General features: G+C 57.0%; 16 protein-coding genes and 3 tRNA genes. 5 read left to right on the forward strand and 14 right to left on the reverse strand.

The window, feature by feature from the left end:
• Positions 1-3: 3 nt before the first annotated feature.
• Both ETC00_RS05000 and fdhF read right to left on the reverse strand, forming a co-directional pair.
• A complete protein-coding gene (locus ETC00_RS05000; RefSeq protein ID WP_171564855.1) occupies positions 4-483 on the reverse strand; it encodes a helical membrane plugin domain-containing protein in 480 nt (159 codons plus the stop codon).
• Positions 483-3440, reverse strand: a complete 2958-nt coding sequence (gene fdhF, locus ETC00_RS05005) for a formate dehydrogenase subunit alpha (RefSeq protein ID WP_171564856.1) — start codon at positions 3438-3440, stop codon at positions 483-485. The genes ETC00_RS05000 and fdhF overlap by 1 nt, the downstream gene beginning before the upstream one ends.
• Before the next feature lie 324 nt (positions 3441-3764).
• Between fdhF and ETC00_RS05010 the strand changes: the two genes are divergently transcribed.
• Complete coding sequence (locus tag ETC00_RS05010) at positions 3765-4103, forward strand: histidine triad nucleotide-binding protein (protein WP_171564857.1); 339 nt, start codon at positions 3765-3767, stop codon at positions 4101-4103.
• A 71-nt stretch (positions 4104-4174) separates the two neighbouring features.
• Here ETC00_RS05010 and ETC00_RS05015 read toward each other — a convergent pair whose 3' ends face one another.
• Positions 4175-5158 (reverse strand): YpdA family putative bacillithiol disulfide reductase, encoded by a 984-nt coding sequence (locus ETC00_RS05015; protein WP_171564858.1) that lies wholly within the window; start codon positions 5156-5158, stop codon positions 4175-4177.
• A 236-nt stretch (positions 5159-5394) separates the two neighbouring features.
• Between ETC00_RS05015 and ETC00_RS05020 the strand changes: the two genes are divergently transcribed.
• Positions 5395-6975, forward strand: coding sequence for an S-layer homology domain-containing protein (locus ETC00_RS05020; RefSeq protein ID WP_230076920.1), 1581 nt, complete (start codon positions 5395-5397; stop codon positions 6973-6975).
• Positions 6976-7445: 470 nt separating this feature from the next.
• Here the strand turns inward: ETC00_RS05020 and ETC00_RS05025 are convergent, their stop codons facing one another.
• Together ETC00_RS05025 and ETC00_RS05030 are read right to left on the reverse strand one after the other, a co-directional pair.
• The gene (locus ETC00_RS05025) at positions 7446-8408 is read right to left on the reverse strand and encodes an L-threonine 3-dehydrogenase (protein WP_171564860.1); all 963 of its coding nucleotides are present in this window, start codon (positions 8406-8408) and stop codon (positions 7446-7448) included.
• Complete coding sequence (locus ETC00_RS05030; RefSeq protein ID WP_171564861.1) at positions 8405-9598, reverse strand: glycine C-acetyltransferase; 1194 nt, start codon at positions 9596-9598, stop codon at positions 8405-8407. The genes ETC00_RS05025 and ETC00_RS05030 overlap by 4 nt, the downstream gene beginning before the upstream one ends.
• A gap of 365 nt (positions 9599-9963) precedes the next feature.
• On the opposite strand from ETC00_RS05030, the gene xerS reads away from it, so the two are divergent.
• A complete protein-coding gene (gene xerS, locus ETC00_RS05035) occupies positions 9964-11136 on the forward strand; it encodes a tyrosine recombinase XerS (protein ID WP_171564862.1) in 1173 nt (390 codons plus the stop codon).
• Between the two features lie 136 nt (positions 11137-11272).
• On the opposite strand, the gene ETC00_RS05040 is transcribed toward xerS, so the two are convergent.
• From ETC00_RS05040 to ETC00_RS05075, 8 genes are all read right to left on the reverse strand, one after another.
• Positions 11273-12853 (reverse strand): acetate--CoA ligase, encoded by a 1581-nt coding sequence (locus ETC00_RS05040; protein ID WP_171564863.1) that lies wholly within the window; start codon positions 12851-12853, stop codon positions 11273-11275.
• 177 nt (positions 12854-13030) lie between these two features.
• Positions 13031-13939 (reverse strand): C40 family peptidase, encoded by a 909-nt coding sequence (locus ETC00_RS05045; RefSeq protein WP_171564864.1) that lies wholly within the window; start codon positions 13937-13939, stop codon positions 13031-13033.
• Between the two features lie 275 nt (positions 13940-14214).
• Complete coding sequence (locus ETC00_RS05050) at positions 14215-14841, reverse strand: fumarylacetoacetate hydrolase family protein (protein WP_171564865.1); 627 nt, start codon at positions 14839-14841, stop codon at positions 14215-14217.
• A 75-nt stretch (positions 14842-14916) separates the two neighbouring features.
• Positions 14917-15450, reverse strand: coding sequence for a hypothetical protein (locus ETC00_RS05055; RefSeq protein WP_171564866.1), 534 nt, complete (start codon positions 15448-15450; stop codon positions 14917-14919).
• Between the two features lie 191 nt (positions 15451-15641).
• Positions 15642-16277, reverse strand: a complete 636-nt coding sequence (locus ETC00_RS05060) for a DsbA family oxidoreductase (RefSeq protein ID WP_171564867.1) — start codon at positions 16275-16277, stop codon at positions 15642-15644.
• Between the two features lie 224 nt (positions 16278-16501).
• Positions 16502-16588: transfer RNA gene (locus ETC00_RS05065), tRNA-Leu, on the reverse strand.
• 102 nt (positions 16589-16690) lie between these two features.
• Positions 16691-16777 (reverse strand) — tRNA-Leu (locus tag ETC00_RS05070).
• Between the two features lie 57 nt (positions 16778-16834).
• A tRNA-Asp gene (locus ETC00_RS05075) sits at positions 16835-16911 on the reverse strand.
• Positions 16912-17095: 184 nt separating this feature from the next.
• On the opposite strand from ETC00_RS05075, the gene ETC00_RS05080 reads away from it, so the two are divergent.
• Positions 17096-18031 carry a C40 family peptidase gene (locus ETC00_RS05080; RefSeq protein ID WP_171564868.1) on the forward strand — a complete coding sequence of 312 codons (936 nt, stop codon included), beginning with the start codon at positions 17096-17098 and terminating at the stop codon, positions 18029-18031.
• A gap of 232 nt (positions 18032-18263) precedes the next feature.
• The gene (locus tag ETC00_RS05085) at positions 18264-19202 is read left to right on the forward strand and encodes a hypothetical protein (RefSeq protein WP_171564869.1); all 939 of its coding nucleotides are present in this window, start codon (positions 18264-18266) and stop codon (positions 19200-19202) included.
• Here the strand turns inward: ETC00_RS05085 and ETC00_RS05090 are convergent.
• Positions 19199-20557: a nucleotide sugar dehydrogenase gene (locus ETC00_RS05090; RefSeq protein ID WP_171564870.1), complete on the reverse strand. Its 1359-nt coding sequence runs from the start codon at positions 20555-20557 to the stop codon at positions 19199-19201. The two genes, ETC00_RS05085 and ETC00_RS05090, sit on opposite strands and share 4 nt — an antisense overlap.
• Positions 20558-20571: the final 14 nt, after the last annotated feature.

Consider the following 20571-nt stretch of genomic DNA (forward strand, 5'->3'; position numbering starts at 1 on the left):
CATTTACTCTTTCAATCCCTGCCCCATGCCTTTCAACAGGTTGAGGCCGAAGCTGATCGCCCGGTTAATGTCAGGGTCCTGCAGCGCTCTGACCAGGTCAAACAGGCCCACTTTGCTGTCCTGTTCGAGCCCTGCTTTGGCCTGCTGCAGCCCTTGGACCAGACTGCCGACCAGCTTTTTGGTCATGTCCGGCTCGATTTCCGCCAGAGCTTCGGCCGCTGCCATCGCGTTGTTGATCGAGTTGGTGACAGGCGGGCGAAGCAGTTGGCCCACGGCGATCTTGGCCACCTTTTCCTTTGCTTCGATGAGCGACTTCAGCGCCTCCAGAATGCCGCTGTCATGCAATTCCTGCAGCAGTTTCAGCGCTTCGCGGATGCCTTCCGCGTGCTGTGCCGCATCTTGTTTCACCTGCTCCAGCGCCTGCGCCTGCTTTTCTGCTTCGGTGAGCACAGGCCGCACGATTTTCGTCGTCGGTTTTGCCATTATTGCGCACCTCCTGCCGCGTTGACATCTGCGATGGGCTCGTAGTCGCTGCGCGCCCATTTGCGTTCCACCTGCACGCCCAACTGCGGGTTGCGCTTGGCGTAGCGCGGATTGTATCTCGGCAGCGGATTTTCCCCGTCCCGTTCGAGGATTTCCATGCGTACCTTGGCCTGCTTGTAGGCCGGGGTCTGCGTCCGCACGTCCACGGCGTTACCGGTCAGGATGTTGATCGCGTTTTCGTGGCTGGCGGAGTGCATCGGGACAAACAGTTCCTTGCCGTGGACGCGATTGGTGACCACCGCCCGCAGCTTGATTGCGCCGTACGGGGACACCAGGCGGACCAGCGTGCCGTCCTGAATGCCGCGCTCGCGGGCCAGCTCCGGCGACACTTCGACGAAGACGTCCGGCACCTTGTAGGTAATACCTGAAGATTTGCCGGTCAGATTGCCCTCGTGGAAATGTTCCAGCATCCGGCCGTTGTTGACGACGAGGTCAAATTCCGCCGGATATTCGACCGGCGGCACGTAATCCACCAGCGACAAGCGCGCCCGTCCGTCCGGGAAGTTGAAGCGCTCCTTGTAGAGAAGCGGTTCGTCCGTTCCATCCGGGTGAACCGGCCACACCAGGCTGTTCCAGCCTTCCAGACGATCGTAGGAGACGCCGGCGAAAAACGGCGTGAGCGAGGCGATTTCGTCCATGATTTCGCCCGGGTGGCTGTAGTTCCAGTCGAAGCCCATCCGCTTGGCGACTTCCTGAATGATCCACCAGTCCGGCTTGGACTCCCCAAGCGGTTCAAACACCTGGTACAGACGCTGAATGCGGCGCTCCGTATTGGTAAACGTCCCTTCCTTTTCGAGAGACGGCGCGGCCGGCAGAATCACGTCGGCAAACTGGGCCGTCTTGGTGAAAAAGACGTCCTGCACGACGAAGAATTCCAGCTGGCTTAACATCTCATGGACGTGGTTGGAGTTGGAATCCACCCAGGCCATGTCTTCGCCTACCACGTACATCGCTTTCAGCGTGCCTTTGCCGATCGCTTCCAGCATTTGAATGCTGGTCAGTCCCGGCTCGCTGGAAATGGATACACCGTAAGCGTGTTCAAACCGCTTCCGGGCCACCTCATCTTTGACGCTCTGATACCCCGGCAGGAAGCTGGGCAGCGCCCCCATGTCGCAGGTGCCCTGCACGTTGTTGTGGCCGCGCAGCGGATAGGCGCCCGCCCCCGGACGGCCGAAGTTGCCGGTGATCAATAGCAGGTTGGCAATCGCCATGGAAGTGTGCGAACCGGCGACATTCTGCGTCACGCCCATTCCCCACAGCACGCACGTGCCGTCCGCTTCGTGAATCATCGTCGCGGCTTTGATCAGCTGTTCCTTCGGGATGCCGGTCACCTCTTCCGCATAGTCCAGCGTGTACTTTTCCACATGTTTCAGGTATGCTTCGTAGTTGTTCACGCGGGCTTTGATAAAGGCTTCGTCATGCCATCCCTGATCGATGATGTACTTGGCCACAGCCGTGATCCAGACAAAGTCTGTCCCCTGCCGCGGGTGCAGGAACAAGTCGGAACGTTCCGCCATCTCGTGTTTGCGCAGATCGGAGACGATCAGTTTCTGGCCGTACAGCTTCTTCGCCCGTTTGATGCGGGTGGCAAGCACCGGATGCCCCTCCGCCGGGTTGGCTCCGACAATGATCACCAATCCAGCGGATGCGATGTCCTTGATCGTGCCGGAGTCACCGCCAATGCCCACCGTATTCATCAGCCCGTCTGAAGCCGGCGTCTGACAGTAACGGGCGCAGTTGTCCACGTTGTTGGTTTCAAATACCTGACGGGCCAGCTTCTGCACCAGGTACGCTTCCTCGTTGGTCGTCTTGGACGAACTGATGAAGCCGAGCGCACTGCCGCCATGCGTTTGCTTGATCGCGCCCAGTTTCTCGGCAATCAGCGTGAGTGCTTCGTCCCAGCTCGCCGGAACGAATGCGTCCCCTCGTCGGATCAGCGGCGTGGTCAGGCGCTGGTCGCTGTTGACAAAATCCCAGCCGAACTTGCCTTTGACGCATGTGGAAACGCTGTTGACCGGCGCATCTTCCGTCGGTTCAATTTTCAAAATCTGGCGTCCTTTCGTCCACACTTCAAACGAACAGCCCACACCGCAGAACGTGCAGACCGTCTTGGTCTTCTTCGTGCGGGTCTCACGCATGGCCGCTTCGATTTCGGAAATGGCCATGACGCTGCCATAGTCCGGCTCCACTTGCTTGACCAGATCGATCATCGGATTGAGCAGGTCTTTGTCCAGGCCGGTCATGAACCCCGCTTGGCCCAGCATCGACTTCTCCATCAGCGCGTTGCACGGGCATACGGTGACGCACTGGCCGCAGGAGACACAGGACGACTCGTTGATCGGCTTGTCGTCGTCCCAGATGACCCGCGGCATATCCCGCGCCCAGTCAATGGTCAGCGTTTCGTTCACCTGCAGATCCTGACACACCTCGACGCAGCGTCCGCACAAAATGCACTGGTTGGGATCGTAGCGGTAAAACGGGTGGGACATGTCGACTTCGTACCCTTTTTCCCGGAACGGACGGTTTTGATGCTGCACGTGCAGGAGTTCTGTCGTGTTGTGCACGCGGCAGTTTCCGTTGTTGTTGTCGCACACCGTACAGTAGAGCATGTGGTTTTCCAGTACCCGGTCCATCGCTTCCATTTGGGCGGCGCGGGCACGGGCGGATGCGCTCTCGATCTGCATGCCCTCGGTGATCGTCGTCGAGCAGGCGCGCATGATCTTGCCGTCGACCTCGCACATACAGGTGTCGCAGCTCTGAATCGGCCCCAACACCGGCGAATAGCAGATGTGCGGATGTTCGATCCCGTTCTCCAGCATGTAGTCCAGGACGCGGGTGCCTGTTTTGGCCTCGTGCACCTCACCATTCAAGTGGAATCGCACTGTTTTCTGTTCCATCGGTCCCTCCTCTGAAGCAAAAAACCCACCATAAAACAACCCGCGCCTGCAAAAAGCGCTCAAGCTGTTTTATGGTGGGTTAATACTTAGCATCTTCCATACCAGTTATCAATCCCGCCATAAGAACTGAGAAGCCAGGATGTGCCAGAAATGAGTGCATTCCTGCAAGCATCAATGAACTTCTCACCCTCATTATAACCAAATGGAGGAAGATTGCAAGGTAAAAACGCTTGCACGCGGCCTCATCATCCGACAGGAAATAGGATGTTTATGGCGAATCTCATCCAATATAAGAGAGAAAAACAAAAAAGGAAGGATGCCGCAATGGACTGCATTTTTTGCAAAATCGTGCAGGGAGAACTGCCGTCGAAAAAGGTGTATGAGGACGATCACATCCTGGCGTTTCACGACATCAATCCGATCGCGCCGGTGCATGTGCTGGTCATTCCGAAGAAGCACATCTCCTCGCTGATGGAGATTCAGCCGGAAGACAAGGAGCTGATCGGCCATCTGCACCTGGGTCTGCAAAAAGTAGCCGAGCTGACCGGCGTGAACCAGGACGGATTCCGCGTCGTGACCAACATCGGCAAGCACGGCCAGCAGACCGTCTTCCACATTCACTACCACGTGATCGGCGGCCGTCAGCTGCAGTGGACGATGTAAGCGGCCACAGCACCGAGCCGCATGAAAAAAGACAACGCTTGCCCGTACGGTAGGGCGCGTTGTCTTTTTTTCTATCCATCCGATTGGAGCTGACCGGCCAGATGGCGGGCGATCAGCTTGCCGTGGAAGCGGCCGTTCTCGATGAAGATGGCGTTGGCGTGGTGACCGGAGGCAATGACGCCGGCGATGTAGAGACCGGGAACATTGGTCTCCATCGTCTCGGGATCGTGTACGGGTACGCCGCTTTCGGGGTCTATCTTCCCGCCCAGGGCGTGCAGCAGCGTCCGGTCGGGACGGAATCCGATCAGCGATAAGACGAAGTCGTTTTCCAGCGTGAGCGTTTTTCCCTGTTGCACTATGTGGACTTCCCGCTCTGTAATGACCTGCACAGTCGCTTCGTAGAGAATGCGAATCCGGCCTTTCTGCACCATGCTTTCAAACACGGGACGCGTCCACGCCTTGACGCGGTCGGACAACTGCGGCTTGCGGCAAATCACGGTCACTTCGGCTCCCGCCCGCTCCAGCTCCAGCGCGGCGTCCACCGCCGAGTTGTTGCCGCCGACAATCGCCACTTTCATCCCGCTGTACGGGTGGGCTTCCGTGTAAAACGACGAAACTTTCGGCAGATCCTCGCCCGGCACGCCCAAGCGGTTGGGGTTGTCAAAATAGCCGGTGGCGATGATCAGGCGCCGGCACTCATACGTCTGCACCGCCTGAAACCGGTCGACGGTCGTCAGCCGAAACCCGTCCGCCGTCCGCTCCGCCGCCGTCACCGTCTCGTAACAGCGGACGCGCAGGTCATTGCGCGTTGCCACCAGCCGGTAGTAGTTGAGCGCTTCCAGTCTGGTCGGCTTTTCGTTGGCCGTGGTAAACGGAATATCGCCGATCTCCAGCAATTCCGGCGTGCTGTGAAAGATCATGTACGTCGGATACCGGTAGATGGAATTGACCAAGGGCCCTTTTTCAATCACGAGCGGGTCGATCCCTGCCCGCTTGCATTCCACCGCAGCCGCCAATCCGCACGGTCCGGCTCCGATGATAATCACCTGTTCCATATCCTCGTTCCTTCCTTTTCCTTCCTCACGTTCTGGCAGCCGTATTTTCATGATACCATACCCGCCGAGAGAGAAAAGTCCGGAATGTGCATCGAATTTCCATGAATTCATTCGATTTCCAGAAATTAAGCGGTGAATGTGCACATGGTTCCCTTTACACTGGATGTGATTGGTCTGCCGCCAAAAAAAATTTGACTATTTGAGTGAGTGCAACTATGCGAAAAAGAACCGTACATATGACAAGTCTATCGCTTCTGTGGATCGTTTCCCTCCTGTTTTTGACCATCGCGGTGCCCGCGTCGACAGCCAAAACCATGCCGCTGAAAGACATTGCCGACAGCTATGCGGAAGAGCAGATCCTGTCGCTGGTGAAGGCCGGCGTGATTGTCGGCGACCCTGACGGCTATTTCCGCCCCCACCAGTCCGTCAAACGGGCGGAGTTCGTCGCCTTGCTGAACCGCACACTGGGTATTCGCCCCGTCTCCAGCCAGATTCAGGCCTATACGGACGTGCCGAAATACGTCTGGTCCTATGGCGACGTGCAGGCGTCTGCTGCCTTGGGCATCGTCAACGGCACCAGTGTGACGACCTTTGCGCCGAATCGCACGCTTACCCGCCAGGAAGCGGCCGTAATCATCATGCGGGCGTTGGGCACAAAGCCCAGCGGGACGCCTAGCCTCCCCGTTGCTGATTCCTCCCTAATCGCGGCATGGGCAAAACCGTACGTAAGCGAAGCACTCAAGACCAAACTGCTGGTCGGCTACGCGGGTCACTTCCGCCCCACTGATCCAATCAGCAGGGAAGAGACGGCCGTCATTCTGCACCGGGTGCTGTCGCGTCTGGACAAACAACCGCCCAAACCTCCCGTCGTCCTCGGCTGGCAGTACCAGTCGACCACCCAGGAATTTCTCAACCTGGTGAACGGCTCCGAGGTCAATACGCTCTCGCCCCGCTGGTTTTTTCTAAATCCGGACGGGTCCATATCGGATTCCGCCGATCCATCGCTCGTCCAATGGGCACACGAAAAGGGGAAGAAGGTGTGGGCGCTGTTCGGCAACCGCTTTGACGCGAAGGCGACACACGATATCCTGTCAACCCCGGCCAAAATGAACGCCCTCGTGGACAAGCTGGCTGCGCTCGTGGATACGTACCGGCTGGACGGGATCAACGTCGACTTTGAAAACATGTATCCGGCCGACAGAATCGCCTTCACCACATTTGTCCGCGAACTCTCGGCCGCCTTGCACGCAAAGGGAGCGGTTGTCTCCGTCGACGTGCCGCGCGATTTGCACAGCGACTGGAGCGATCCCTACGATTACGCCGCATTGGCCCAACATGCCGACTACCTGGTGCTGATGGGGTATGAAGAGCATTGGAGCGGCGGTGCGAAAGCCGGTTCCGTCTCCTCCCTCCCGTGGCTGGCCGACAGCATCTCGGGACTGGTTGGACGGGTCCCGGCCGGCAAGCTGATCGTTGGGCTGCCGCTCTACACGCGGGATTGGTATCAGTCGAACGGCAAATGGCTCTCCGCCGACCTGACCATTCCCCAATCCTACCAGTTGGCCACTGCCAGCGGTGCGAGCATCCGCTGGGATTCCACACTTGGCCAGTACCGGGTAAGTTATCGAAAAAACGGGGTATCGCACACGATCTGGATGGAAGAGAGTCGTTCCATCGGACGAAAAGTGGAAACCAGTCTGAACTGGCCAGTGGCTGGGTTCGCGTTTTGGTACGTGGGATCGCCGGTGCCGGATATTTGGACAGCGGTGTCCAACGCAATTACCCTGCAGCAGGTCAGAGCAAACGTCCAATTGTAGCGACAAAAAGAGTCCTGCCCCCTGCAGAATCTTCACTGGCAAGAAAACGGCTGTCCGTCAATCGGACAGCCGCAGCGTGTAGACAAAGTCCGCGGCGCATGGGAGATCGGGCCCGCTCGCTCGCTTGACGCCCAGCAAAGAAGCGGATGAAGTCCGCTCCAAAACGAGACGCGGGCAGGGGACAAACATCTGGGTGTTTCGATGAAGTGAGACTTGTGTCCCCTGTTGATTCCCGTGTCTTCGTTTTTCCGCTGAGTCGGTCGTCAAAGGAGCTCGCTTGGCCCATCCCGCCATGCGATACACATTGTCTTCCGCTTCGGATGATGAATGGGCAGGCCTTTCGGCCTGGAAATCATTTTCTTATGGACACTTATACAATGAACCGTTTGTCTTCAGTCAACGGCTGTCCGTCAATCGGACAGCCGTTTTTATGATGACTTGTCATTCAAATTCGGGAGCATGCCGTTCGCTCAGCCGATTTCCTGAAGCAGCTTTCCGCGCAGCTTGGCCAGCATGTCCTCGGTCATCTTCTCCAGATCGTACTCCGCCTTGAAGCCCCACTCTTCCCGGGCAGCAGACGCGTCAATGGAGTTTGGCCAACTTTCCGCGATCGCCTGGCGCACCGGGTCCACCTGATAATCCAGCGTAAAATCAGGGATGTGCTTGCGGATCGCGGCGGCGATCTGTTCCGGCTCCACGCTCATCGCCGTGACGTTAAACGCGTTGCGGTGCTTCAATTTGGCCGGATCGGCCTCCATCAGCGCAATAATCGCGTTCAGCGCGTCCGGCATGTACATCATGTCCATGTACGTATCCTTGGCGATGTAGGAGGTATAGGCGCCGCGGCGGATCGCTTCGTAGTAGATCTCCACCGCGTAGTCGGTCGTGCCTCCGCCCGGCGGCGCGACGTACGAAATCAGGCCGGGGAAACGGACGCCGCGGGTGTCGACGCCAAACTTGTGGAAGTAGTAGTCGCACAGCAGCTCGCCGGACACCTTGTTCACACCGTACATGGTCGTCGGCCGCTGAATGGTGTCCTGCGGCGTGTTGTCTTTCGGTGTGGTCGGGCCAAACGCGCCGATGGAGCTGGGCGTAAAGAACTTGCAGTTCAGTTCGCGGGCCACCTCCAGCGCATTGACCAGACCGCCCATATTGAGATTCCAGGCCAGGAGCGGTTTGGCCTCCGCCGTAGCGGAGAGCAGTGCAGCCAGGTGAATGATCGTATCCACCTTGTGCGTGCGTGCAAGCTCAAACATGGCCTTGTCATCCATCACGTCCAGGATGGCAAACGGACCGGACTGCACTACCGGGTTGTCCTCCGGCTGGCGGATGTCAGTGGCGATGACGTTATCTGCTCCATATACGTCGCGCAGTTTCATGGTGAGTTCGGAGCCGATTTGTCCGAGGGCCCCGGTAATCAGTATCCTTTTCATTTCAAAATCCCCATTTCTTTGCCCACTTTTTCGTAGATGTCCAACGCGCGGTCCAGCATTTCTTTCGTATGGGCGGCCGTCGGCATGTTGCGCACACGCCCCGTGCCTCTTGGCACCGTCGGGAAGACGATCGCCTTCGCGTAAACGCCCGCTTCATACAAGCGTTTGCTGAACTCCTGAGTCTGCTGTTCGTCACCAATGATACAAGGGGTGATCGGCGTCTCGCTGTGTCCGATGTCAAAGCCCAGCGCTTTCAGGCCGTTCTTCAGGTAGTTGCCGTTTTCCCACAGGCGCTCCTGCAGTTCCGTGCTGTTTTGCAGAATGTCAATGGCAGTGATGCAAGCGGCCACGTCTGCCGGCGTCAGTGCCGTGGAGAACAGGAACGGGCGAGAACGCACCTTCAGCCAGTCGATCAGCTCCTTGCGGCCGGCCACGTATCCGCCGACCACACCGATCGCCTTGGAAAGTGTCCCGATCTGGAAGTCGATCTTATCCGACAGGCCGAAATGCTTGACTGTGCCTGCGCCGTTGCCGAGAACCCCGGAACCGTGCGCGTCGTCGACGTAGGTGATCAGGTCAAATTCTTCCGCCACCTCGACGATTTCCGGCAGCTTGGCAATGTCGCCGTCCATGGAGAAGACACCGTCAGTGATCACCATGATCTTTTTGTATTTGCCCGATTCCTTCGCTTCCTTGGCCTTGGCCCGCAGATCGTCGATGTCGGAGTGGTTGAACCGGATGATCTGCGCCTTGGACAGCCGGCAGCCGTCAATAATGGACGCGTGGTTCAATTCGTCGGACAGGATCGCGTCGTTCTTGTCCATGACTGCGGAGATCGCGGCCATGTTGCAGTTAAACCCGGATTGATAGGCAATGGCGGCTTCCGTGTGCTTGAAAGCGGCCAGCTTTTCTTCGAGCTGAACGTGCAGCTCCAGCGTACCGTTGATCGTCCGCACCGCACCTGCGCCGACGCCGTACGTTTGAGCGGCCTTGACCGCAGCGTCGATCAAGCGCTGATCCGTGGCCAACCCCAGATAGTTATTGGACGACAGATTGATCAGTTCTTTTCCGGAAATGGTAATGACGGGGCCGTTAGCGCTTTGCAGAGGATCGATTACGTTGTACAGCCCTTTGCTTTTCAAGTCGGCCAAATTCTCGTGAAGAAATTGTTCCAACACTTTGCTTGCCAAGATAAATCCCTCCTGACCGGATCGTCTTTTTCGCGACGGACCATCTGATTTCTCACAAACAGTCGCAATCCGATGCACAAATGTCCTCGTGGAAAAGACGTTTTATCCGTTTGAAAAAAGCGATAAATCAATGTTCTTTACTACAACGATATCATTATTTTCACAAAATGTCCATATGACAAAGACAAAAAAGTAAGCGCTATCAACTCGTGGCGGCATGTTTACCATGCCCTGCAGCGTCTGCTCGCATGTACCTGATGCCCGCTCGGTTGTTCGGCTGCAGGCCGGCAAAAGGCAATTCTCAACCCATCCTCTTTTTGCTAGAATATATGTTCGGTATCTTAGACGAGAATGGTGGTGTGAACATGTCCGTGACCAAACAGCGTGACGCTCTGCAGCTCTTAAAGACCATCCCTTCGTTTCCCTGGTACGTGGAAAAGTTCGTGGAGCATAAGAAGGCGAAAAAACACTCCCCTTCCACGCTGTTGGGGTATTTGCGCGACTTCGCCTTCTTTTTTCGCTGGTTGATGGCCGAGGGGTTGACCGACGCGCCGGAGATGAAGCAGATTCCGCTGCACGTGCTGAACGACTTGAAAAAGGAAACCGTGGAGAGCTACATCCTTTACCTGCAGGAATCCCACCTCTACGAGCGGGCCGCTTTCTTGGACAAGCCCACGCGCAGTTCCCGCCGGGAGTACAGCGATCAGACGATCAAGCGGAAAATCTCCAGTCTGAAGTCGCTGTTCCACTACCTGGCGTCGCTGGCGGAAGACGAAAACGGTGAATCCTACCTCACCCGCAACGTCATGGCCAAAATCGAGGTGGAGGCGGACGAACTGACCCCGCTCGCCCGGGCTCACGCCATGCGCGCCAAGATCTTGATCGACGGGGAGATACACCAGTTCGTCGACTTTGTCTACAACGGCTATCTGGCCCACTGCACGACCACAAAAAAACAGCAGTACCATTACCAGAACCGCGATCGGGACGCAGCGATCATCGCCCTGATCCTGTCCGGGGGGTTTCGTGTATCGGAAATCGTCAACCTCAATCTCTCCGACGTGGTGCTGGAAAAAAACCAGCTCAAAATGGTGCGGAAAGGAAAAAAGGAAGACGCGCCGTTTTTCAGCGACTGGGGCAAAGAGTACCTGCAGCGCTACCTGCAGGTGAGGAGCAAGTACCAACCGGCCGCAGGGGAACAGGCGGTGTTTCTCGCCGTATCGCCGACCAAACCGCACGGTCATCGGATCGAGGTGCGCTCCGTGCAAAAGCTGGTGAAGAAATACGCCCAGGCGTTTGGCATTCCCGACCTGTCCGTTCACAAGCTTCGGCACAGTTTTGCCACCCAGTTTCTCCGGCTTAACCCCGATCCGCACCAGCTTCAGGCACAGTTGGGCCACTCCAAACTGGAAACGACGATGCAGTACGCTCATGTGCTGGAAGATGCCTTGAGCGAAGCGGTCAACCGGACGACCCGAACGGTGGGCACGCTCTCCCCCGATACAACACAGACGCACAATCCGACGGAGGAATCCTAGGGGTTTTAAATGAGCAAGACCTGTTTGCCGCAGCGGGCCCCACTCCACTTCGGCGGCGACAGTGCGCGGCATGAAAAACAGGTCCGGCCATGCTGGCGTTCGGACCTGTTGTGCTTGGATGGATGTGCGGCCGCTGTCACGTGCGCATCCGGTTGCTTTCCCTCTGCCGAAGCTCGACGCGGCGGATTTTGCCGGACGTGGTCTTGGGCAGATCGGCGACGAATTCGATCTTGCGCGGGTATTTATAGGGGGCAGTCAGTTTCTTGACGTGTTCCTGCAGCTCACTGACCAGCGCATCGGACGGCGAGGCTCCCTGTTTCAGCACGACAAACGCTTTGACGACGTGGCCGCGTTCCGGGTCCGGACTGGCGACAGCGGCGCATTCCGCTACTGCCGGATGCTTGACCAGGGCATCCTCCACTTCAAACGGGCCGATCGTGTATCCGCCGGAGATGATGATGTCGTCGGCGCGGCCCTCGAACCAGATGTAGCCGTCCTCGTCCATGCGTCCCTGGTCGCCGGTGATGTACCAATTGCCGCGAAAAGCCTTGGCCGTTCGCTCCGGATCGTTTAGATAACCCTTGAACAGGGCGATCATCCCGCGGTCGATGGCGATGTCCCCCACGCTGCCTTGGGGCACCTCGTTCCCTTCCTCATCGACGATGGCCACGCGGACGACGGGAGAAGGGCGGCCCATCGAACCGGGCTTGGGGTCCATGCCGGCAAACGTCCCGATCAGGAGCGTGTTTTCCGTCTGGCCGTATCCGTCGCGCACAGTGATGGAAAAGACTCGGCGGAAGGTGTCAATCACTTCCCGGTTGAGCGGTTCGCCGGCGGAACATGCCGTCCGCAGCGCCTTCAGCCGGTATTGTTCCAGACCGGAGACTTTGGCCATCAGCCGGTACTCGGTCGGCGTGGCACACAGGACGGTAATGGGGTACTGCTGCATCAGCGTGAGATAGGCGGTCGGGTCGAAGCGTCCCTTGTACACGAATGCGGTCGCACCCATGCCCAGCGTGGAGACGAACGGGCTCCACACCCATTTGGCCCAGCCGGGTCCGGCCGTCGCCCAAACGAGGTCCTCCTCACGCACATCCAGCCACAGCTTGGCGGCCACTTCCAGGTGAGCGTACGGCCAGCCATGCACGTGCATCACGCCCTTGGGACCGCCGGTCGTGCCCGACGTGTACGACAAAAAGGCCAGTTCGTCCGAGCGCGTATCGGCGCAGACAAATTCATCGGATTGTTCGCCCAACAGTTCAGTCAGGGCAATCCAGCCTTCGCGCGCCTTGCCGATGGTGACCAGTACCGTAAGCGATGGACATTGGCCGCGAATCCCGTCTACTTCCTCCACGATGCCGTCAAAGCCGATCACAGCCTTGGCCGGTGCGTGATTGACGCGGTATTCGATATCTTTGCCGCGCAGCATCTCGGAACCAGGAATGATCACTGCCCCCAACTTGAGCAGCCCAAGGTACAGCCCGTACGCTTCCTTGCCTCGCGGAACGAGCACGAGAACCTTGTCCCCCCGGGAAATCCCGAGCGACTGCAATCCGTTGGCGATGCGGTTGGAAAAACGGCGCAGTTCGCCGTACGAAACGATGGTTTCCTGACCGTCATTGGCAACTTCCCACACGGCCGGCTTGTCGGGGTGGCGGTTGGCCCACTCATCCACCTGTGCGGCAAAATTGTATCGTTCCGGCATTGTAAGCTGCATGAACATTCCCCCATTTCAAACAGGTATATAGGGTTACTTCTTCATTTTTTCAATTTTCCCTTTTTGGAAAATCATTCGACTTTTCCGATCAAAGGTACTGCCTGGTTCAAACAAACTGCCTGGCAAAGAAGAAAAAAGCTCCCGCGCCGCCGCGCGAGAGCAAAGCCTGTCCGCTCGTTATTCCGGAATGACGCGTTTGATCGTGACGACGCGTTTTTCCCAATTGGTGCCAAAGAATGTGGAGTACGTGACCCCCGGCTTGCCATAGGTGTGCAGAATTTTTCCGTCCCCTGCGTAAATGGCCACGTGCGTGATCCGGTCTGAACTGCTGCCGGAACTGCGCATGAAGATGAGATCTCCTTTTTTCAGCTGGCTTTTGGATACGGTTTTGCCGACAGTCGACTGCTGGCGGGAATCGCGAGGCAGGGTGATGCCTGCTTCCCTGAATACGCGCTGGGTAAACGACGAGCAGTCAAACGTACTGGTCGTATTGCTGCTGGAACCGTACTTGTACGGCGTCCCCAGGTACTTTTCGCCGATGCGGATGATCTGGTCCGCGATGCTGCTCACACTCTCGTTACTGCTCGACGCTTTCGGCGCAGCTGACGCCGTCGCCACATAGCGGCGGGCCCCCAGAAACTTGCTGTCGTAACCGGAGAGCTGCTTGAGAACGACCTGATCCTCGCGTTGGGACGAATAGACGAACTGGCCGCCGCCGATGTAGATGCCCATATACGTCGGTTTACTGCCGCCGCTGGACGAGAAGAAGAGCAGGTCACCCGCCTGCAGTTCATTCCTGCTCACCGGGGTACCGCCGCTGTACAGAGCCGTCATCGTATTGGCGATACGCATACCCGCCTGTCTGTAGACGTAAGTTGCAAACTGCGCGGAACCAAACGATTCCGGTCCTTCCGCCTTGTATTGGTAGTCTTTTCCGATCAAGGATTTGGCCGTCTGCACAATCGTTTCGGACATGGCAGAATTTTGCGAATATGCTGCTGCTTGTCCGACCTGACCACCCAGCAACAGGGATGTACTCAGCAAGAGGCCGATCGTTGATTTCCTTATCCAATCCCGTTTCGTCATCCTCTTTTCCTCCTTGTCATGATGTGATCCCGGTCAAGGGGTACATGGACAAGGGTAACGTAGGAAAAACAGGCAGATAACCCCTAAAAATTTTCCAATGCGGTAATTGGGACCTTGGAACCAGCTGCACTGCTACGTGACAGGACAGCGCTGCACACCGCTGTTCATCTGTGGGCAGCCCCATTTGGACAAGGCCGTTTCACACCAAAAAAACAGCCATCTATTGCCACAAACAGGCAACGAGATGGCTGCATGGTTGTCACACGATTACAAGATTACACCAGCTTGGCTGTAAAACTTCCCCATGTTTCGCCGCCCCACAGCAGCGCGAAGCGGTCGTTGTCCGCCACCGGACCGACGCCGGCCGGAGTCCCTGTGAAGATTACGTCTCCCTCGCCCACGCCAAAATGCTCATGCGTGTAGCGAATGATGGTCATCAGGTCAAAGATGACGTCGCGGATGTTTCCCCGCTGGACTTCCTCCCCGTTTTTTTGCAGGGAAAAATCGGTGGCGTGACAAGCTGCCAACCCCGGAAACGGCCGAAATGCCGTCAAGACGGCAGAATTGCGGAATCCTTTGGCCAACAGCCAGGGATGTCCTTTCTTTTTTAATTCGGATTGCACATCCCGCAGTGTGAAGTCTATCCCCAGGGCGATCTGATCCACCATCTCCTCCAGCGTCAGGCCCGGTTCGTACGGCCGGGCGATGCGAATCACCAGTTCGGCCTCGTAGTGCAGCTCGCCGCGGCTGCCCGGCAGCTCCAGCTGCTGCCCGTTTGCGTATGCGAGCGCATGCGTCGGCTTGCTGAACAGCATCGGATACTCCGGCACGGCATTGCCCAGTTCGGCCGCATGCAGACGGTAGTTGCGCCCTACGCAGTAAATGTTGCGGATCTGTTCCATGTCCATTCGCTCCTTTATATCTGTTGGTGCTGGCTTCTCCTCCTTACTATATCACGCCAATTTTTGGCTGGACAGCTACTCTGTTTCCCCGCTGCCCCATACAGCGCCGTACCAGAGCCGGGCATTGCCCTCCGCCTCCAGGGCGCAGACGGTGTCGCGCAGCGAATCCAATACGGTTTCCAGATCGCGCTCCCCGCCGGCCGGCCAGTAAAACTGGTAATAGAGCATGCCTGCCGCTGCGTCCAATTGGTGAGCCGTCACCTGCAGGTCCCTTTTCCCGATGATGACGCTCTGCCGTGCCCGCAGCGTGTCGGAGAGGGGAAATATCCCGTCCCACGCCTGTGGATCGTATTGCGAGGTGACTTCCACCAACAGACGAGCGGAGTCGTGATCGCGCTGAAACGCGACGCGATCCTCCCGATAGAAGCCGCGTCCGGAAGGCAGGTGGTCTTCGATGGCAAAGCGGATACCCGCCGGGAGATCGGCAGGTTTCAACGCCGCGACCAGCCTTCCCGGGAGCCAAAAAAAGTCGTCCGGATGCCGCACCAGCTTTGCTCCCATCACATACAAGCTGACACGCCCCCGTTCTTGCCGCACTTCTACAAACATGACGGCACCTCCTCGTCTTACAGTATGGTCAGAGGCGCTCGCCCCAAAACAAAAAGGGAGGCAGTCGTCGGATCGACTGCACTCCCGTTCTCGCAGCGTTTTCATTCCGTTGTCCGTTAGGAGTAAAAGCCAGGTCGCGATCCTCCCTGCGCAGACGGCGGTTTGGGATTGGCGCAGGGGGTGATGGATCGTTACTGGAGTGTCGACATGTCGGTAGCCTGACGGAACGCTTGCAGGAAGTTGTCCGCCGGATGGGCGCCGGACAGCGCCAGTTTGCCGTCGATGATGAAAAACGGAACGCCGGTGATGTTCAATTCGCGTGCATACGCCAGGTCTTCGGCAATCTCCTCCCGTTTGGCGTCGGAGACAAGCTGGCTGCGGACCCAGTCAGCATCCATCCCCTGGGAGACGGCGATGGCGGCAAGCACATCCAGGCTGCCGATGTCTTTCCCTTCCTCAAAGTACGCCTGAAAAATCGCGTCCACCAGGTCGGTCGCCTTCTCCGGCGGCGCCAGTTTGATCAATGTATGGGACGCATACGTATTGGGCCACATTTTCACCCGGTCAAAGCGAAACGGAACGCCTGCCGCCTCACCCGCGTTGGCGGCATGCTGCACCATACGCTCCACGACGTCGCGACCGCCTTTCATCGCCGCCATCGTGTCCCAAAACGGCAAGCCCTCTTTGGGCGTATCCGGATTGAGCTGGTACGCGCGGTAACGAATTGTCACAGGCTCGCCGCCCCACTGACGAATCGCGTCAAACAAATGTTTTTTGCCGATGCGGCACCACGGGCAGATCGTGTCCTGAAAAATTTCAATGATCATGCTGAAAACTCCCTTCTGTGCAACTGAGGATTTCCAAGGCAGGCACAATTCATGCTCGAATGGTGAGCGGACGGACTGCCTCACCATCCGAAACGCATAAAAAAAGCCCAAGCGAAATGCGCTTGCGCTTTTTCGAATCTCGTCTAGGTTGTGGTTTGAGCTGATGCAAAAAGGTACAACGGTACGTGAACACGTACCATGTACCGTCTTGTACGGGATAGGTATGGTGCGGTCGAGAGGACTTGAACCTCCACGGTGTTGCCACCACTAGAACCTGAATCTAGCGCGTCTGCCAATTCCGCCACGACCGCATGGTACGGTGTGTATTGCAGGTATTCACATTGTCAATTAACTGCTGTTTTCCGGATTAAGCTGCCCGTACATGGCCCTGCTTGCACAAGAGGGATAATGGATGGTGCGGTCAAGAGGACTTGAACCTCCACGGTGTTGCCACCACTAGAACCTGAATCTAGCGCGTCTGCCAATTCCGCCATGACCGCATGTACATGGTGCCGAATCGCTGCACCGGTGTCGCTGTACGCGAAACGTTGTTTTAATGGCGGAGCTGACGGGACTCGAACCCGCGACCTCCGGTGTGACAGACCGGCGTGAACTCCAGCTTCACCACAGCTCCGTGTCTTCTGCCATCTGCTGATTTTCATCTCAGCGACTCTTGTAATATAGCATGGTCGAAAGGGAAAAAGCAAGCACTTTTTTGTCGTTCTTTGAAAAAATTTTTCATAGATTTACCATGCAAATTTCGCTACAATTTACCATAGAGACTTGCGGAAAATGCTGAATGATGGAGACGAACGACAATGAAACCAACTTCACGAATTTTCACTATCCTCTCCTTTATTGCCTTGACGGCGTCAGCGGCGATCCCGACAGCCGCCGCGCAGGAATCTCCCGTTGTCTATGTTGTGGCGGCCGGAGACACCTTGAGCAAAATCGCGCGTGAACACGGGACGACCGTGCAGGCGCTGATGCAGATGAACAACTTGACATCCGACCGGCTGGCGATCGGACAGAAGCTGAACCTGCCGCTCTCCGAAATCGCCCATGCTGAAACGCCGGTTCCACAACTTGCTGATGTTTCGCCGGCTTCCGGCAGCGATGTCGGTGTCCGCCCACCGGATATTGCTGATAGCCGGAACATGACAGTGACGGCGGATGTGCTGAATGTGCGTCAAACGCCTTCCCTCGACGGCGCGATTCTGGGAAAACTCCCCTTCGGCACCGTCGTGCAAATCCTGGAGCATGGTGCTGAATGGAGCAAAATCGCCTATGGATCGACGGAAGCATACGTCTACACTACCTATCTGAGCGACACCGCTGCCACTGCTCCTTCTGCTACGCTGCCCGTTTTTTCCGATGATACCCGCGGCGCGGATCGTCTGCAGGCGATCGTCCAGCCGCTGCTGAAGACCCCTTACGTGTATGGTGGAACGACACCGGACGGATTTGACTGCAGCGGCTTTACCGCCTACGTCCTTCAGCAGCTTGGCGTCACGCTGCCACGCACGTCGGAGGAACAGTTTGCCGGTGGACAAGCCGTTCCCCTGGAACAGGCCGTACCGGGCGACTTGCTCTTCTACGACTCGCTGAACAAAGGGCGCGTCTCCCACGTCGCCCTCTACATGGGCAACGGCCTCATTGTCCACGCCAACGGAACCGACGTCCGTTACGAAAAAGTGGAAAACATGCACAAGCTCTACCCCTTTTACGGAGTGAAGCGCTACCTGATCCAATAGCTACAATAGATCGCTCAGCGCGAACAAGAAACGGCAAGGCTTGCACTGGCCCTGCCGTTTTTTTATTTGTCATATACCCCTGTTGGCCGGTGTGGATATGACGCGCCAAGTCCTGTTCCGGACTGACGTCTGCGCCAAAAACGGGAGCAAAAATAAGACTTTTCGCTTTGTTTTTTTCCATCCTACCTGTGGTACAACTATGCTGAGTAAATCCAATCAGGAGGAAGCCGTTATGAAACTGTTTCGTCCCTCGTCGCGCGGCACGTGGATCGCTGCGGTAAGTGCGCTCCTCTTCCTGCCGTTTGTTTTTCCCGTACTCTCCCATGCTCCTGCTCCGGTTGAGGTCCAATCGGACGATCGCCGTCTGATCAAGGCGACGTGGCTGTGGGACGTACGCCGGATCGCGACCGAACCGGACGAGATCCTTTCGTTTTTGCAAAAAAACGGTGTGACTCTGCTCTACCTGCAGGTAAAGCCATCCGACGTCTCCGTCGATCACTACCGGCACTTCATTCGCAAAGCGCGGTCGCTTGGCATCGATGTACACGCCCTGAACGGCCAGCCTGAGTGGGCGCTGCGTAAACGCTATGACGACCTCCAGGCGTTTGTCGATTGGGTGCGTCGATACAACGATGCTGTACTGAGAAGCGAGAGCTTCACCGGCATCCACCTCGACATCGAGCCATATCTGCTTCCGCAGTGGAAAACCGACCGTGACCGAGTCATCCGCGAATGGAAGGAAAATACAGAACGCATCGTCGCGCAGATCAAGGAACACAGCGATCTGGTCGCCGGGGCCGATCTGCCCTTCTGGCTGGATGAGGTTCCGTCTGTTCCCGGAGAGACTCCCTCCGGGCAGCTCAGCTCGTGGATGATCCGGCAGTTTGATCACGTCACCCTAATGGCCTACCGCAACCAGGCAGTTGAAGACGACGGCATCATCGCGCATGTCCGCAGTGAGCTGAACACTGCCGCTGCCTGGAACAAGACCGTGCTGGTCGGCGTCAGCATCAACGCCACGAACGAAGGCGACAAGGTAAGTTTTTCGGAAAAAGGAAAGGCCGAGATGCTGCGCCAGTTGTCCATCACTGACGCGCATCTGCGGCCATTTGCCTCATATGGCGGGCATGCCATCCATGATTACGCCTCGTGGAAAGCGGCGAAGGACTAGATCGCCATGGACGGTTCCTTCGCCTCCACTGGCGCAATGGAGGTGCCCAGTTTGTATAAGTGCGGAACATGAATGCCGTCGAAAGCGTTACGCGTATCCAGAATGGCGACGCCCAGGTCGGCCAGTTCATGGTAATTAAACGCACTGTGATTGGTGATCAGTACCATGATGTCATATTTATTCCACTCGCGGATGTCGTACTCGACGCTCTTGACTTCTTGACCGTGTTTGTCTTTGAACGTGACGGCGTGCGGATCGTAGTAGTCAACGAACGCCCCTGCATCCTTGAACAGTTCGTATACTTGCAATCCCGGAGATTCGCGCACGTCGTCGATATCCGGTTTGTACGCCATACCCAGCAGCAGGACGCGCGAGTTGCGCAGCGATTTGGCGTAACGGTTGAGAATTACAGACGCTTTGTAGACGACGTAATCGGGCATGCCGTTGTTGATCGATTGGGCCAGGTCAATGAACTTGCTGAAGAAACGGTAGCCTTTTGCCTTCCACGACAGGTACATCGGGTCCAGCGGGATGCAATGGCCGCCAATGCCCGGGCCGGGATAGAACGGCATGAAGCCGAACGGTTTGGTCGAGGACGCTTTGATAACTTCCCACACGTCGATGCCCATCCGTTCGCACATGAGCGCCATCTCGTTGATGAAGGCGATGTTCACGCTGCGGAAGGTGTTTTCCAGCAGCTTGGACATTTCCGCCACTTTCGTCGACGAAACGGGAACGATGTTTTCAATGAAGTTGCTGTACAACTTGACACCCAATTCCAGGCATTTCTCGGTCGTACCACCGATGACTTTCGGTGTATTGGTGGTTTGGAAACGGTTGTTGCCGGGGTCCACCCGCTCCGGCGAGAAGCACAGGAAAAAGTCGACTCCCACACGGTAGCCCATTTTTTCCAGCTCCCACTGAATCAGTTCTTCGGTGGTGCCGGGATAGGTGGTGCTCTCCAGCGTGATCAGCGGTCCGTTTTGGACGTAGTGTTTGATCTGATCAACGACGCGGGAAATGTAGGACGTGTCCGGGTCCTGATTTTCACTCAGCGGCGTCGGCACGCAAATGCTGATTGCGTCCAACTCTTTCAATACGCGGTAATCGGCGGTTGGAATAAACCGGCCTTCTTCCACCAACGGGCGGACTGACTCGTTGGGTACGTCGCCAATGTACGACTCTCCCCGCTGCAGCGTCTCGATTTTTTTCAGATCCAGATCGATGCCAAACACGGTAAACCCGTGTCTCGCGATCTCGACGGCAAGCGGTAGGCCCACATAGCCCAATCCGATGACACCGACTTTTGCTGTTTTGTTTTCAATTTTTTGCTGCAATGCCGTAAATCTGTCCACTTGGCATCCCTCCG

Origin of the sequence: Brevibacillus sp. MCWH (assembly GCF_013096935.1) — a bacterium.
GTDB lineage: Bacteria > Bacillota > Bacilli > Brevibacillales > Brevibacillaceae > Brevibacillus > Brevibacillus aydinogluensis.

Excerpts from the sequence above, each read along its gene's own strand:
- ETC00_RS05000 (WP_171564855.1), bottom strand. The coding sequence starts at position 483 with ATGGCAAAACCGACGACGAAAATCGTGCGGCCTGTGCTCACCGAAGCA.
- fdhF (WP_171564856.1), bottom strand. The coding sequence starts at position 3,440 with ATGGAACAGAAAACAGTGCGATTCCACTTGAATGGTGAGGTGCACGAG.
- ETC00_RS05010 (WP_171564857.1), top strand. The coding sequence starts at position 3,765 with ATGGACTGCATTTTTTGCAAAATCGTGCAGGGAGAACTGCCGTCGAAA.
- ETC00_RS05015 (WP_171564858.1), bottom strand. The coding sequence starts at position 5,158 with ATGGAACAGGTGATTATCATCGGAGCCGGACCGTGCGGATTGGCGGCT.
- ETC00_RS05020 (WP_230076920.1), top strand. The coding sequence starts at position 5,395 with ATGACAAGTCTATCGCTTCTGTGGATCGTTTCCCTCCTGTTTTTGACC.
- ETC00_RS05025 (WP_171564860.1), bottom strand. The coding sequence starts at position 8,408 with ATGAAAAGGATACTGATTACCGGGGCCCTCGGACAAATCGGCTCCGAA.
- xerS (WP_171564862.1), top strand. The coding sequence starts at position 9,964 with ATGTCCGTGACCAAACAGCGTGACGCTCTGCAGCTCTTAAAGACCATC.
- ETC00_RS05040 (WP_171564863.1), bottom strand. The coding sequence starts at position 12,853 with ATGCAGCTTACAATGCCGGAACGATACAATTTTGCCGCACAGGTGGAT.
- ETC00_RS05045 (WP_171564864.1), bottom strand. The coding sequence starts at position 13,939 with ATGACGAAACGGGATTGGATAAGGAAATCAACGATCGGCCTCTTGCTG.
- ETC00_RS05050 (WP_171564865.1), bottom strand. The coding sequence starts at position 14,841 with ATGGAACAGATCCGCAACATTTACTGCGTAGGGCGCAACTACCGTCTG.
- ETC00_RS05055 (WP_171564866.1), bottom strand. The coding sequence starts at position 15,450 with ATGTTTGTAGAAGTGCGGCAAGAACGGGGGCGTGTCAGCTTGTATGTG.
- ETC00_RS05060 (WP_171564867.1), bottom strand. The coding sequence starts at position 16,277 with ATGATCATTGAAATTTTTCAGGACACGATCTGCCCGTGGTGCCGCATC.
- ETC00_RS05080 (WP_171564868.1), top strand. The coding sequence starts at position 17,096 with ATGAAACCAACTTCACGAATTTTCACTATCCTCTCCTTTATTGCCTTG.
- ETC00_RS05085 (WP_171564869.1), top strand. The coding sequence starts at position 18,264 with ATGAAACTGTTTCGTCCCTCGTCGCGCGGCACGTGGATCGCTGCGGTA.